Here is a 15,178-nt window from a genome sequence, read left to right on the forward strand (position 1 = left end):
TTACCATCGCGTCACCGCGCGTACCCATAAACTGCAACTGCATTGTCTGAAGACACGAAACCGCTCTCGACGTCGTCCTTCACCGCCGCGCGCTCGCGCTTGCCGGGATCGCCAATGCCGGCGCCGCCCGGTGTCAGCACCACCAGCCGGTCGTCCGGCGGCACCTGCTGAAAGCCTTTTCCACGCAGCTTCTTGCCGGATTTGAGGCCGACATAGCCGGCCTCGCCGTCCCGGCCGCCATCGCGCCCGCGCGGCGGATGATCGATGCGATCGAACGCCGCCAGGATGTCGAACGGCGCATTGACGCCGCTGCCGACCTCGATGATCTGACCGAGCCCGCCGCGGGTGCGCCCTGCCCCGCCGGAATCCGGACGCAGCTCCTTGCGCCAGAAGATCAAAGGTGTCTGCGTCTCTGCGATCTCGACCGGCGTGCCGCGCACGCCGCTGGGATAGGCGGTGGCCGACAGGCCGTCCTTGCCGAAGCGCGCACCGGTGCCGCCATTGGAGGTCACCGCCATCGAGAACCCGTAATTGCCGCCGGCGCCGCTTCGCGTCTGTCCGCGGACATTGAGATTCCACAGGCACGACGTGCCTTCGGCCGGCACGCGCTCGGGAATGATCTGGCGCAAACAGCCGAACACGACGTCGGGCAGCATCTGGCCGATGACGTGACGCGAGGCGACCGGCGCAGGCTTCGGCGCATTGAGGATCGCCCCCGCCGGCGCCGACACCGTCAGCGGCGAGAGCGAGCCGGCATTGTTCGGGATGTGCGAGGCGACGACGCAGCCGAGGCCGAACACGGTATAGGCCGTGGTGTAGGACAGGGGCACGTTGATGCCGAAATTGGAGGCGGCTGAGGTGCCGTCGAAATCGACGTGGATGCCTTCGTCCGAGATCGTCAGCGTCGATGCGAGCGTCACCGGCGCATCATAGCCGTCGACCACCATAGTATTGCGCCAGCTGCCCTTCGGCAGCTTTGCGATCTCGGCCAGCACGGCCTCGCGCGAGCGCTCGCAGATGTAATCGCCGAGCTCGTCGAGCGTGTCGATGCCGAACTCGGTCATCATCTCGACCAGGCGCTCGCAGCCGACGTCGTTGCAGCCGGCGAGCGAATAGGTATCGCCCTCGGTATCGATCGGCAGCCGCGTGTTGGTGCGGATCATCGCCATCAGCGTCTCGTTGACGACGCCCTGATCGATCAGCTTCAGCATGGGGATGTAGAGCCCCTCCATGAACACGTCGGTGGCGTCGGGCCCGAAGCCGATGCCGCCGATGTCCATGAGATGGCTGGTGCAGGAGAACAGCGCGACGACCTTGCCGTCCTTGAAGCAGGGCGTGGTGACGACGAAATCGTTGAGATGACCGGTCCCCATCCAGGGATCGTTGGTGATGTAGGCATCGCCCTCCTTCATCGTCTCGATCGGGAAGTGCGCGATGAAGTGCTTGACCGATTCCGCCATCGAGTTGACGTGGCCGGGCGTGCCGGTCACCGCCTGCGCCAGCATACGCCCCTTGAGGTCGAACACGCCGGCCGAGAGGTCGCCGCATTCGCGCACGATCGGGCTGAAGGCGGTGCGCAAGAGCACCTGCGCCTGCTCCTCGACCACGGCGATCAGCCGGTGCCACATGATTTGAAGGTCGATCAGGCTTGCGCCATTTGCCTTGCTCATGATCAGGCCGCCTTTCGTTCCATGACGATGCTGCCAGCACCGTCGATATGGGCGTCGAAACTGGTGGAGACGAAGGTGGAGGTCTCGTCTTCCGCGATCACGGCGGGACCCGCGATGGTCGCCCCCGGCGCCATGTCCTCGCGCCGATAGAGCGGGATCTCGATCACTTCTCCGGCCCGGCCGTCGAAGAACTTGCGGCTGCCGGACGCCTTGGCCGCGGCCTTGCGCGCCACCGCCGCAACGGCAGGCGGATTGCGCGGCTCCGTGGTGGCGAGCACCGACCAGCTCAACACCTCGATCGCCGCGCCCGGAATGGGCCGCTCGAACATCGCGGAATAGTCGGTTTCGAACTTCTGGCGCAGCGAGGCGAGATCGGCCGAGGTGAGCCGCCGGTTCGGCAGCTCGACGGTGATCTCGTGGCCCTGGCCGACATAGCGCATGAAGGCCGCGCGGCGCTCGCGCACCGGTGCGCCGGCAGCGCCAGGCTCGACCAGCGCACGCGCTTCGGTTGCCATTTCCTGCAAGAGGTCGGAGACCGCCTCGGTGTCGAAATCATCAAGGCGGACGTGCCGGCTGCGCACCAGCTCATAGGCGATCGGCGCGGCCAGAAAGCCGACCGCCGAGCCGACGCCGGCATTCGACGGCACGATCACACGGGAGACGCCGATCTTCTCGGCGACGCGCGCCGCATGCAACGGCGCAGCGCCACCGAAGGCGATCAGCGTGTGTTGGCCAACCACGGCACCGCGCTCGACCGCATGCACGCGCGCCGCGCTCGCCATGTTCTCGCAGACGACCTCGTGCACGGCATAGGCCGCGGTTTCCGCCGACAGGCCGAGCGGCTCGCCGACGTCGCGCAGCAGCGCCTGCTTCGAAAGCTCCGGATCGAGCTTGATAGTGCCCGCCGCAAACGCATCGGGATCGATCATGCCGAGCGCAACGTCCGCGTCCGTCACGGCAGGACGCTGGCCGCCGCGGCCGTAGCAGGCCGGTCCCGGCTCGGACGAGGCGCTCTCGGGACCGACGGTGACACGCTTCATCGCGTCCACATGCGCAATCGAGCCGCCGCCGGCGCCGATCTCGACCATCTCGATCACGGGGATGCGCACCGGCAGGCCGGAGCCTTTGAGGAAGCGCGCGGCACGGTCGACCTCGAACACGCGCGAGGTCTCGGGCTGGTACTTCTCGATGAGACAGATCTTTGCAGTGGTGCCGCCCATGTCGAACGACAGCACTTTGCTCTCGCCCAACCTTGCGGCAATCTGCGCCGCGAAGATGGCGCCGCCGGCCGGGCCGGATTCGACGAGACGCACCGGAAAGCGCCGCGCCGTCTCGATCGAGGTGACACCGCCGCCGGAGGTGACGAGATAGATGGCGCCGCGGAACTGCTCGACCTGCAAGGCATCGGCCATGCGGGCGAGATAGCCGTCTATCAGCGGTTGCACATAGGCGTTCGCTACCGCGGTAGAGGTGCGCTCATATTCGCGAATTTCCGGACACACCGCCGACGACACGGTCACGGAGATGCCGGGCATCTCCTCGCCCAGGATCGCTGCGGCGCGGCGCTCGTGCTCGGGATTGGCGTAGGAGTGCAGGAAGGCGATCGCGACGCTCTCGACGCCTCGCTCGCGCAATTTTGGCGCGAGCGCGCGCACAGCAATCTCGTCCAGCGGGAGCCGAACGGCACCGTGCGCGTCGATGCGCTCGGGCACGGTAAAGCGCAGGCTGCGCGGCGCCAGCGGCTTCGGCTTGTCGATGCTGAGATCATATTGGTCGTAGCGGCTCTCGGTGCCGATATCGAGCACGTCGCGAAAGCCGTCCGTTGCGATCAGAGCGGTTTTCGCGCCGCGGCGCTCGATGATGGCATTGGTGGCGAGCGTAGTGCCGTGAATGAAGACGTCGATGTCGCTGATATGCGCACGCGCATCAGTGAGGATGAGGCGCATCCCGTCCAGCACCGCCTGCTCCGGCCGCTGCGGCGTCGTCAGCACCTTGCGCGTCTTGCGCGCCTCGCCCACGTCCAGCACGATGTCGGTGAATGTGCCCCCGATATCGACGGCAAGCCGCACCTCGGCTCCCTCAAGCATTCCAAATTCTCCGCGCTGATCGTCATAACTCAGGGTGAAACTGAGCAATTTTCATACCAGCGAACGTGCCGGTCGAGAAGGCGGTTTTGCGTGGCACCTATGCAGCATTGCCAAGTTGGCTTGGACGACCTCCCTTGCAAATCAGGGCCGGTTGTTCGACCGGCCCTGATGACGACGCTTTGCGGAAGCCAAATCGCTCAGGAGCGGCTCGGCAGTGCGCGCATGAATTCGACGAGCGCGGCGCTGACTTCGCCTGGCCGCTCCTGCTGAGTCCAATGGCCGCACCCCGGAAGCATCTGGACCTTTCGCAAGCCGGGAACGAGAGTCTTCAGATTTGCGAGCAACTGGTCCGTTCCGGGGGAAGACAGCAGGAAGTCACGATCGCCCGCCATGTAGAGCGCGGGTATGGTGACCTGAAGGCCCGTCAAGGCACCCGTGATTTCCCAATTGCGATCGAGGTTACGGTAATAGTTTAGCGCGCCGCGAAAGCCGCTTCGTCGAAACTCCTCTCCGTAATGGTCGACGTCGCTTTCGCTGATCCAGGATGGCAACGTTGCCGGCGCACCGGGTCCTTGCAGGAAACCGCCACCCTTCGGGACCATCGCAAGGTTCGTCGGTGTCCCGCCGGCCGCGCGAGCCGCGGCCACGCCGTCGCCGGACGCGCCAAACAGCATGTTGCGAAGCGTTGCGCGCGGATCGCGTCCAAATTCAGCCTCCGCAGGACCCGGCTCCTGGAAATAGAGCTGATAGAATTGCGCAGTCTCGGTGCGCGGCATGAGACTGGTCGGTGGCGCCTTTGCGCGCGGCCGGAACGGGACGCTGAGCGCGGCGATGGCCCTGAAGCGATCAGGGCGCGTGAGAGCCGCCTGCCAGGCAACGCTGGCGCCCCAATCGTGCCCGACGATGACGGCAGTCGGCACGCCCAACGCATCGAGAATGCCGACCATGTCTCCGACGAGATGCAGGATCGTATATTGGTCGATCGCCTGCGGCGCGTCGCTCTTTCCATAACCGCGCATGTCGGGAGCGACGACGCGGAAACCGGCGGCGGCAAGGTCGCCGATCTGATGCCGCCAAGAATACCACGTCTCGGGGAAGCCGTGGACCAGCAGCACCAGAGGCCCTTCACCCTGCTCGGCAATGTTGAGGCGGATTCCGTTGGTTTCGATAATTCGCTGCTTGATCCCAGTCATTCTTTCACCTCGTTCCGAACTTGCCGCAAAAGCGCTTGATGACATTGCGCGGGGCGCCGCCTGCAATGCGAGCGGAGCCAAGGCCGCAGCCAGAAACCGGCGTCTGTCCATGTGCATTCCCCTCGGGCTAGGCCTTCGCAGCAGGCGCAAGCAACTCGGACTGTCGCTCGCGAACGAATTGTTGAAATGTCTTCGGCTGTGCACCACCGATTTTTTCGATGGTATCCGTCGCAACGAAACGCGCAGCTTCAGCCGGGAGCCGGGCAGCCCGCAGCGATTTCCAGAGCGAGGAGAGGTGCTCGACCGCGTGCGCATTCCAGCCTCGCGACAGGACTTCGCTGCGCCACTCCGCGTCGGTGATTTCCTCGTAGTGGACGTCCCTGTCGAAGACGTGCGCGAACGCCCGGACGATGTCGCCGATGGAATTGACGCTCCCGATGATGGGATAGGCGGATCCCGCGACCTGCTTGGGGCCAACGAGGAGACCCACGGCGACCCGCGCCACGTCTTCAGCCGAGATCAACGGCAGAATGGTGCTCTCGTCACCTAACGGCAGGCGGATTGCACCGCGCTCCGGCAGGTTCGCGCCGACAAGACGAGCCACGTTCTCGTAGAAGACGGTGGCCCGCAAATGCAACGGGCCGACGCCTGCCCATTCGAAAACCTGTTCGGACAGATAATTCTGCCGCATGCGCGGGGTCGGTGCATCGATCGATGACTGATACATCACGAGATTGACAAGCCGCGAAATACCATGCCGGCGTGCTGCGAAGGCCATTGCCGCGGTTGCTTCTGCCAGTCCGTCCTGGACGGGATAGGCAAAATAGATCGCCGAGACGTCCTTTGCCGCCTGTTCAACGGATCGGACGTCGAGGAAGTCGCCGACGAAAATCTCTGCGCCGAGCGACTTGAGCCTGTCGGAACGACTGTCGATTTGGCGCACGAGCGCGCGGATCTGATGGCCGCGCCGGAGCAACATTTCGGACACGTGCCGGCCGGTCTGACCTTGGGTGCCACCTGCGGCGGAGGTCACGAGGATTGTCTCTCTCATCGTCTCGGTCCTTTCCTGTTTCACTACATTCTGGTACGATGCGGTACCACGCGAAAACGGATATGGTACCGATTGGTACCAAGTCAAGAGGAAGATTGCGTCGATGAGTCCGAAGATGGAGCCGCCCCAGGAAAACGCCGATGGACTTGAGGCCCGGAAGCGGATCCTGAACGCAGCGCTTTCCGCGTTCATGGAAGGTGGCTACGCGCAGACGAGCACTCTGGAGATCGCGACGCGTGCGCGCGTTTCCAAACGCGAGCTCTACTCGCTGTTCGGCAACAAGGAGGCGATGCTGGTCGCATGCATCACCGAACGCGCCCAGCGGCTCAAGGCACCGGCGGACCTTCCCACGATCCGCAGCAGGGACATGCTGGCAAAAGTGCTTGCCGCGTTTGGGTCGAAGCTATTGACGGAAACGACCGATCCGGTCGTCGTCGCCGTGTTTCGGCTGGCCATATCCGAGGCCGTACATGCACCAAGAGTTGCGCATGCGCTAGATACCGTCGCCCGCAAGCCCATCCGCGATTCACTGCGGATGATCATGGCGGACGCCAGATCAAAAGGTCTTCTTGCCGGTGACCCCGACGCGACGACCGAGAAATTTCTTGGATTGTTGTGGGGAGATCTGATGACGGGCCTACTGCTACAGGCCACCAATCGCCCGAGCACTAACGAGATCGCACGGCGAGCAAGCGAGGCGTCGACCGCGCTCCTGAAGCTCTATCCGAAGTCCAGCTAGCTGTCCATCTTCAGAGCAGGAATGCGAGCGCCGCCTCGCAGCGCTCCTCGACCTTCAGCGTCAGGAGATCGTCGGCGCGGGTGCGGCCGAGATTGACCGCCGCAATCGGAATATTGCGCTGCGCGGCAGCCCGGACAAAGCGGAATCCGGAATAGACCATCAGCGAGGAGCCGACGATCAGCATGGCGTCGGCCTGCGCCAGATGATCCTGCGCCGTGGCGACGATGTCGCGGGGGACGTTCTCGCCGAAGAACACGACGTCGGGCTTGAGGATGCCGCCACAGGCTTCGCAGGCCGGCACTTCGAAGGACGAAAAATCCTCGTGCTCCAGATCAGCGTCGCCATCAGGTGCATCGGCGGCATCGAGCGTCAGCCAGGCCGCATTGGCGCGACCAAGCGCGTGCTGAAACTCATCGCGCGGCGTCTTGCCGCCGCAGCCCATGCAGCGGACCAGATCGAGCCGACCATGCAGGTCGATCACCTGGCGGTGGCCGGCAGACTGATGCAGCCGATCGACGTTCTGGGTCAGCAGCATCCCGCACCGGCCGTTCGCCTCGAGCCGGGCCAGCGCATGATGCGCATCATTCGGCGTCGCCTGGCCGAACCGCCGCCATCCAATCAGACTGCGCGCCCAATAGCGCCGGCGCGTATGCTCGTCCGACATGAAAGCCTGGAAGTTGACCGGTTGGGTCCGCTTCCAATTGCCGTAGCTGTCGCGATAGTCGGGAATGCCCGAATTGGTGCTACAGCCGGCGCCGGTCAGCACGAACAGCCGTTCGTGCCGGCCGATGAAATCCTGGAGCGGAGGGTTTGCCCGCGGAGCATTTGTCATGGCGCAGATGTAGTCCGCGCGGGCGGGTTTTGCCAGATCACGACAGTCCGCAGCGCACGGCCGCCCGGATAGGCGGCTATCTCGGGGACCGGCGCCCCGTGCTATCGAGGAGACGAGTTTTCTCTTCTGCTGCAATGCGGGCGGCTTGCTGCAATGTCAGCCGAAATTCGTCCCGCTTCTCGTGCACCGAGGCGATCGCATGCCCGACCGCGACTCCGAGGCCGATCAGTGCGGCTTCGGAAAGTTGCAGGCTTGCCTCGATGGTTTCCGGCACCGCATCGGTTGCGCCGATCGCATAGAGGTGGCGGGCATGATCGGCGTCCCGCGCACGTGAGACGATCAGCACGTCCGGCCGCACTGCGCGAATCCGCTCGACGACGGCATCGATCGCTGCTCGCGACTGAATGGTAATGATCACACCGGTCGTCTGCATCAGGCCGCAGGCTTCGAGAAAGCCCGGTTCTGTCGCATCACCAAAATAGACCTTGTGACCATCGCGGCGGTCGCGCGCCACGGCGACTGCTTCGTTATCGATCGCGATGTAGTTCAGGCCGTGGCTGGTCAGCAGCGAGCAGACGACCTTTCCAACGCGGCCGTAGCCGACCACGATGGCCTGCGCCCGGTCGCCGGGCGGCCGAACCGTCAGTTCGGGATCGAGGGTGCGCTCGCTCCCCAGTTTCGCGGCCAATCGTCGTCCGAGCACGCCCAAAAGCGGCGTCAATGCCATCGTCACGGCGGTGATGGCGACGGCAAAGCTCGACACGCGAGGTTCGATCAGGCCGAGCGCCGCCGCCATCCCGATGCTTACGAAAGCGAATTCGCCGACTGGACCCAGCAGGAAGCCGATCTCGATCGCCGACGGCCACGAGAGCCTGAAGAGGCGGCCCAGGATGATGAGCACGATCGCCTTGCCGGTCAGAACGCCGATAACGGCTGCCAGCAGCCAACCGGGCTCGCGCATGAACACGCGGAAGTCGATGGCCATACCGACGGTGAAGAAAAAGATGCCTAGCAGCAGGCCCTTGAATGGATCGACGGTGGCCTCAATGGCCTTGCCGTACTCCGTTTCCGCCAGCATCAGTCCTGCAACGAATGCTCCGAGCGCCATCGACAGGCCGGCTTGGTGCGCGGCAAGGCCTGCGCCGACGATGACGAACAAGGTCGCCGCGACGAAGAGCTCCGTCGAATGGGTGCCCGCAACCAGCTGGAACAGCGGACGCATCAGCAGCCGTCCGATCAGAATGAGAAAAGCGACCGCTACTCCGGCCTTCAAGATCGCACTGGAGATGTGCGCCACGACGGAGCCGCCGCTGCCTGCGCCAAGCACCGAGACGAGCACCAGAATGGGAATCACTGCAAGGTCCTGAGCCAACAACACCGAGAAGCTGGCGCGCCCCGCAGTGGTCGCAAGCCGTCTCTCGGTGGACAGAAGCTCGAGCACGATCGCCGTCGAGGACAGCGCAAGGCTCGCGCCGAGAATCACGGCGGTATCGGAATTCTGCCCCGCGAGAAGCGTCGCGCCGAAAATGATCGCGGACGTCGTCAGCACCTGCAGGCCGCCAAGCCCGAACACCAGGCGTCGCATCGTCACGAGCCGCCTGAAAGACAGCTCGAGCCCGATCAGGAATAGCAGGAACACGACGCCGAGATTGGCGATGCCTTCGACGTTCTGCGCGTCCGCCACGGTGAACCAGTACAGGAACGGGAGTTCTCGAATGAGCGAGCCGAGTCCGAGCGGGCCGAGAATGGCGCCGGCGCCGAGATAGCCCAGCACCGGGTTGATGCCCCAGTGGCGGACAATTGGCACCACCACGCCGGCAGTGCCGAGGACCACCAGCGCGTCACTGTAGGCATTGATGTTTATGGTTGTGGTCACGAGCCCATCATGTGTCGGCGCCTGCCAATAGCGGCAGCGTCGTCCACGGTCGATAGCACACGGCGCCGCAGACCCCTACCCGGCCGCAAACCGCCACTCCTGCGCGGTGCATCGGTGTCCAGGTAGGCCCAGTGGGAAGGCTTACCTCGAGACCACGATCTAATCGTTGCAACCCGGTCGGGCCGCCGCAGATGCGCACGCTTCCAAGTTGACGTTCAGCTCGCCCAATTGTCCCGGAATTCGGGGAACAGCGTCAGGCCTCCGCAGGCATAGATGGTCTGTCCGGTGATGTAGCTCGAATCATCCGAGGCGAGGAAGGCGAACACGGCGGCGATCTCTTCGGGGGTGCCGACGCGGCCGAGCGGAATGTGGGAGGTGACGACGCCGCGCTTCTCGGGATCGCCGGTCCAGGCCGCATTGATCGGCGTATCGATCGCACCGGGACCTACCGCATTGACGCGGATGCCTTGGCCCGCAAATTCGAGCGCCAGCGTTCGCGTCAGGTTGGCCATGCCGCCCTTGCTGATCGAATAAGCGAGATAGCCCGGCTTTGGGATGATCTGGTGGACGCTGGAGCAATTGATGATGCTGCCGCCTCCGCCGCGGGCGACGAAATGCGCGAGCGCCTTCTGGGCGCAAAGCACGGCGCCATTCAGATTGACGTCGATGATGCGGCGATAGGTTTCGACGTCGAGTGCTTCGCTCGGCGATTCCCGCTGGAAGCCGGCATTGTTGACCAGACAGTCGAGGCGCTTCCAGCGCGCCAGGATCGTCTCGAACATCGCGGCGATGTCCTGCTCGTTGCCGATATCGGCCTTGACGATGATGTGATCGAGCCTGCCGTGGCCACGATCGCCCGACACCGTCCGTGCCAGCGCGAGCGTCTCCTCGGCGCTTTGGGGGTGATCGAAATAATTGATGGCGACGGTCGCGCCTTCCTGGGCGAGCCGGATGGCGACGGCGCGGCCGATGCCTTGTGAAGCGCCGGTCACCAGCGCGTATTGGCCGATGAGGCGCGAGGGAAAGGAGGTTGAGCGATTAGTTTGTGGCATGAGTTCTCTCCGGGGATGCCTGATCATCGACGGAACCCGCCCTTTGTTCCATCTCTCGACGCATTGCTGTGATTCATTTGGCGTGGCGGGCGACCGTCAAGGTCAGGATCTGGTAGAGGATGATGGCGCCGAAGGTCGCGGTGCCGATTCCGCCGATCGTGAATGCACCGAATTTGAGCGTGAGATCGCCGGCGCCTGCGGTGAGCGCCACCGCGACGGTCATCAGGTTCGCGGGATTTGCGAAGTCGACCTTGTTCTCGACCCATATCCGTCCCGCCATCGCCGCGATCAACCCGAACAGCACGATCGACAGGCCGCCGATGACGGGGCCGGGGATCGACAGGATGAGTGCGCCGAATTTCGGCGAGAAGCCGAGCAGGATCGACACCGTGGCCGCGAACGCGAACAACAAAGTGGAATAGACCTTCGTCGCCGCCATGACACCGATGTTCTCGGCATAGGTGGTGACGCCGGTACCGCCGCCGCAGGCCGCCACGATGGTCGCGAGGCTGTCGGCAAACAGGGCGCGGCCGAGATAGGCATCGAGACTCCGGCCCGTCATCGCGCCGACGGCCTTGATGTGACCGAGGTTCTCGGCGACGAGAATGATCGCAACCGGCGCGATCAGGAAGATTGCATCGGCATGGAAGCTCGGCGCGGTGAAGTTGGGGAGGCCGAACCACGGCGCGGCCGAAAGTTGCGCGAAGTCGATCGGCTTGCCGAAACCGAGTCCGTTTGCGAACAGCAAGTACAGGAGATATCCGCCGATGGCACCGACAATGATCGGCAAGCGGCGCCATAGGCCCGGCGCCGTGACGGCGACCACGCCGATGATCAGAACGGTCGCAAGCCCGATCCAGGTGTCGAACGTGCCGGCGCTCACAGCCTTCACAGCCACGGGCGCAAGGTTGAGTCCGATTGCGGCGACCACGGCGCCGGTGACCGCCGGCGGCAGCAGCCTTTCGATCCAACCAACGCCCGACCACATCACGATCAGTGCAATCAGGCCGTACAGCACACCGGCTCCGACGATGCCGCCGAGCGCAACTGACAGGTTCGGGTTTGGCCCCTGCCCGGCATAACCGGTGGCAGCGATGACGACGGCGATGAATGCGAAGCTCGAGCCGAGATAGCTCGGCACGCGCCCCGCGACGATGACGAAAAAGATCAGCGTGCCGATGCCAGAGAACAGGACCGCAACATTGGGATCGAACCCCATCAGCAGCGGCGCGATGATCGTTGAGCCCGACATTGCGACGCAATGCTGGAGACCGGAGACAATCGTCTGGCCCCAAGACAGCCGCTCCTCCGGCATGATCACGCCCGAGGTCTTGAGTTTCCAGCGCGGAAAATAGCCTTGCATTTGCTCGTCGGAGCCTGTTGCAGTCGACATGTTTCCCCCGAGTTGCCGTGCAGCGGACGATCTTCGTGCGATCCGACAAAAATGTGATTGTCGCTCCCGCGAAGGCCATCACATGATGCAAATCAAGCAAGATCAATACGTTCCGGGGCCTACAATATGACACAAGTCGCGATCCAGCCAGCCGTCCTCCGCCGGCACCAGCCCTGGTACAAGATCCTCTACGTCCAGGTGCTGATCGCGATCGCGCTCGGCGTGCTCATCGGCTACTTCTATCCAAATCTCGGCAAGGCCTTGAAGCCGCTCGGCGACGGTTTCATCGCGCTGATCAAGATGATGATCGCACCGGTGATCTTCTGCACCGTGGTGCACGGCATCTCCTCGATGGGCGATCTCAAGCGCGTCGGCCGCGTCGGGCTGAAATCGCTGATCTATTTCGAGACGGTTTCGACCGTCGCGCTTGCGGTCGGTCTGCTCGTCGGCGAGATTCTCCAGCCCGGGCGCGGCTTCAACATCGATCCCGCCACGATCGATCCGAACTCGGTGGCGACCTACGTCACCAAGGCCAAGGAAGAGGGCATCGTCGCCCATCTGATGGCGATCATCCCCGACAGCTATCTGGGCGCCATCGCGCGGGGCGACCTGCTTCAGGTGCTGTTGATCTCGATTCTGTCAGGCTTCGCCATCGCTTTCCTCGGCAAGGCCGGCGAGCCCATTGCGGACGCGATCGATAAGGCCGCAAAAATGTTCTTCGGCATCATCCGCATCATCGTGCGCGTGGCGCCGATCGGCGCCTTCGGCGCGATGGCCTTCACCGTCGGCGCCTACGGGCTCGGCTCACTGCTCAACCTCGCCGCGCTGATCGGCACATTCTACCTGACCAGCATCCTGTTCGTGCTGATCGTGCTGGGCGCGATCGCACGGCTCGCCGGTTTCTCGGTCCTGCGCTTCATCGCCTACATCAAGGACGAGCTGCTGATCGTGCTCGGTACTTCGTCCTCGGAGACGGTGCTGCCGCAGATGATCCAGAAGATGGAGCATCTCGGTGCCTCGCGCTCGGTGGTCGGCCTCGTCATCCCAACCGGCTACAGCTTCAATCTCGACGGCACCAACATCTACATGACGCTGGCGACGCTGTTCCTGGCGCAGGCCACCAACACCCATCTGACCATCTGGCAGGAGCTCGGCATTTTGGGCATTGCCATGATCACCTCGAAGGGTGCGTCGGGCGTCACCGGCGCCGGCTTCATCACGCTCGCCGCGACGCTCTCGATCGTACCTGATATCCCGATCCAGTCGATCGCGATCCTGGTCGGTATCGACAAGTTCATGAGCGAATGCCGTGCGCTCACCAATCTGATCGGCAATGGCGTCGCCTGCGTCGTCATCAGCCTCTCCGAAGGCGAGCTCGACCGCGACGCCCTGCACGAGACCATGGCCCATCCGCTGGAGATCGGCGAGGCGCTGGAACCGGGCGGCAGTACATAGCACCCCGGTTCCGATGCGGTAGTTTCCCGGAATGGAAAAACGGTGAGATACCCGTCACAACAATGACGTTGGGATCACCGATTGATAGTCAATCTTTCCGCCCGACGCGCTGGGGGCAGGGCGTCGGGCTTTTGAAAATCTCCGCCAGGACTAGCCGCCATATCGGGACGTAAGGCGGGATCAGATGATCCCGCCATTGACGTGAAGCGCCTTGCCGGCAAGTTCGAGCCGGCGCGTGATCCCGATCGCCTGCAAGAATGCCTCGTCGTGACTGACGACGAGCAGCGCGCCGTCATAGGCCCTCAGGCCCGCTTCAACGGCTTCGATGGACTCGATGTCGAGATGATTGGTCGGCTCGTCCAGGATCAGCAGGGACGGCGGCTTTGAATCGCCCAGCACGCAAGCAAGGCCCGCGCGAAACATTTGTCCACCGCTCAGGCTTCCCACGATCTGCAGGGCGGCATCGGCGCGAAACATGAAGCGAGCCAGCGCGGCATGGCACGCGTTCGCACCTGCCGTTGGATTGAGACGGCCGAAATTGTCCAGGATAGAGATCGCGGGATCAAGCAGGCTGACCTTCTGATCGAACAGCGCGAAGTCGGGCCTGACCCGCACGGTACCCGAAACGGGGCGCAACTCACCGGCAATGAGTTTCAGCAGCGTTGTCTTGCCGGAGCCGTTCGGCCCGATGACCGCAACGCGCTCCGGCCCGACGATCGCAAGCGAGAGATCGCGCAAGACCGGCTGCTCCGGCCGATAGCCTGCGCTGACGCCGTCGAGCCAAAGCACCTCCCTGCTCGCCGGCAGGCCAGTCGCCGGCAGTTTCACCGACAACGGCTGAAGTATCTCGACGCGCCGGCGTGCCGTGTCGACAGCCGCGAGCGCCTCCGCGCGCCGCCGCTCGGCGATTTGCGCGGTCTTGCCGCCGCTGTCTTCGCTGCGATCTTTGCGCGCGCCGGCCAGGATGCGCGGCATGTCGCCCTTGGCACGCTTCTTCCTGCCGCCGCTGTCCTTGCGCGCCTTCCGTTCCGTAGCCTCCTGTGCCTTGCCGTCAATCTCGGACAGGTGCCTCTCAGCATGTGCGAGGTCGTGCCTGACCGCTGCGAGCTCGACGGCCTTCTGCGCGCGAAAACTGCTCCAATTGCCGCCGTATCGGGTTGACCCGAGCGAGGTCAGCTCGACGATCGCGTCCATGGTTTCAAGGAGGCCCCGGTCGTGGCTGACGACGATCGCGCCGCCGCGCCAGGCAGCGAGGAGATCAGTCACCGCCTTGCGTCCATCCTGATCGAGATTGTTGGTGGGCTCGTCCAGCAGCAGGAAGTCGGGCTCGGCAAACACCAGTGCGGCGAGGCGAACGCGCGTGATCTGGCCGCCGGACAGGCAGGACAGCTCCGTGTCGGGAGACGGATCGAAGCCGAGGCGCGCGAGGGCGGCCTGAAGCCGCGCTTCGAGCGTCCAGTCGATCGTGGCGATGTCATCGACCGAGGCGTCGCCCTGCCCCGCACGGCGAAGCAGCTCTAGCGCCCGCCGCGCGCCGAACAGATCGGCCACCGTCGCATCTGCAGGCGGTTGAACGTCCTGGCGCAGCACGCCGATGGTCCCGTTGACAACAATGCGCCCGGACTGCGGAACATGCTCGCCCAAAATCGACGCAAGCAGCGTCGTTTTCCCGACGCCATTGCGGCCGACGAGACCGGTGCGCTCGGCCGCGAATGTCAGATCGATGTTGGAAAGAAGCGAACGGCCGTCAGGCGTGGACAGCGACAGGTTCGACAGGATGATCGAAGCAGGCATGGAATTCCCCGTGAGCAAGGCGGATGGGCTTTGCGG

The 15,178-nt window shown here is 64.1% G+C and carries 11 protein-coding genes; 2 read left to right on the forward strand and 9 right to left on the reverse strand.

All coding sequences use genetic code 11. The features are described 5' to 3' along the window. Positions 1 to 11: 11 nt before the first annotated feature. The 4 genes from LRP30_RS38520 to LRP30_RS38535 form a co-directional block, all read right to left on the reverse strand. Entirely contained in the window at positions 12 to 1,670 is a 1,659-nt protein-coding gene (locus LRP30_RS38520; RefSeq protein ID WP_249758183.1) for a hydantoinase B/oxoprolinase family protein, read from the reverse strand. A gap of 2 nt (positions 1,671 to 1,672) precedes the next feature. Further along, entirely contained in the window at positions 1,673 to 3,757 is a 2,085-nt protein-coding gene (locus LRP30_RS38525; RefSeq protein WP_249758184.1) for a hydantoinase/oxoprolinase family protein, read from the reverse strand. 197 nt (positions 3,758 to 3,954) lie between these two features. Then, positions 3,955 to 4,950: an alpha/beta hydrolase gene (locus LRP30_RS38530; protein ID WP_249758185.1), complete on the reverse strand. Its 996-nt coding sequence runs from the start codon at positions 4,948 to 4,950 to the stop codon at positions 3,955 to 3,957. Positions 4,951 to 5,077: 127 nt separating this feature from the next. Further along, positions 5,078 to 6,001, reverse strand: a complete 924-nt coding sequence (locus LRP30_RS38535; protein WP_249758186.1) for an NAD(P)H-binding protein — start codon at positions 5,999 to 6,001, stop codon at positions 5,078 to 5,080. 115 nt (positions 6,002 to 6,116) lie between these two features. Here LRP30_RS38535 and LRP30_RS38540 point away from each other — a divergent pair, with 115 nt between their 5' ends. Continuing rightward, positions 6,117 to 6,740: a TetR/AcrR family transcriptional regulator gene (locus LRP30_RS38540; protein ID WP_128936542.1), complete on the forward strand. Its 624-nt coding sequence runs from the start codon at positions 6,117 to 6,119 to the stop codon at positions 6,738 to 6,740. A gap of 10 nt (positions 6,741 to 6,750) precedes the next feature. Here the strand turns inward: LRP30_RS38540 and LRP30_RS38545 are convergent, their stop codons facing one another. From LRP30_RS38545 to LRP30_RS38560, 4 genes are all read right to left on the reverse strand, one after another. Beyond that, on the reverse strand, positions 6,751 to 7,572 hold the full coding sequence (locus tag LRP30_RS38545) for an NAD-dependent protein deacetylase (protein ID WP_249758187.1): 822 nt from the start codon (positions 7,570 to 7,572) through the stop codon (positions 6,751 to 6,753). 76 nt (positions 7,573 to 7,648) lie between these two features. Next, positions 7,649 to 9,448 (reverse strand): cation:proton antiporter, encoded by a 1,800-nt coding sequence (locus LRP30_RS38550; RefSeq protein WP_249758188.1) that lies wholly within the window; start codon positions 9,446 to 9,448, stop codon positions 7,649 to 7,651. 215 nt (positions 9,449 to 9,663) lie between these two features. Beyond that, entirely contained in the window at positions 9,664 to 10,500 is an 837-nt protein-coding gene (locus tag LRP30_RS38555) for an SDR family oxidoreductase (protein ID WP_249758189.1), read from the reverse strand. Between the two features lie 73 nt (positions 10,501 to 10,573). Further along, a complete protein-coding gene (locus LRP30_RS38560; protein WP_249758190.1) occupies positions 10,574 to 11,893 on the reverse strand; it encodes a solute carrier family 23 protein in 1,320 nt (439 codons plus the stop codon). Between the two features lie 126 nt (positions 11,894 to 12,019). Here LRP30_RS38560 and LRP30_RS38565 point away from each other — a divergent pair, with 126 nt between their 5' ends. Then, entirely contained in the window at positions 12,020 to 13,348 is a 1,329-nt protein-coding gene (locus LRP30_RS38565) for a dicarboxylate/amino acid:cation symporter (RefSeq protein WP_249758191.1), read from the forward strand. A 180-nt stretch (positions 13,349 to 13,528) separates the two neighbouring features. Here LRP30_RS38565 and LRP30_RS38570 read toward each other — a convergent pair whose 3' ends face one another. Then, complete coding sequence (locus LRP30_RS38570) at positions 13,529 to 15,142, reverse strand: ABC-F family ATP-binding cassette domain-containing protein (RefSeq protein WP_249758192.1); 1,614 nt, start codon at positions 15,140 to 15,142, stop codon at positions 13,529 to 13,531. Positions 15,143 to 15,178 lie beyond the last annotated feature (36 nt).

Origin of the sequence: Bradyrhizobium sp. C-145 (assembly GCF_023375135.1) — a bacterium.
In the GTDB taxonomy this organism is placed as follows: Bacteria; Pseudomonadota; Alphaproteobacteria; order Rhizobiales; family Xanthobacteraceae; genus Bradyrhizobium; species Bradyrhizobium zhanjiangense.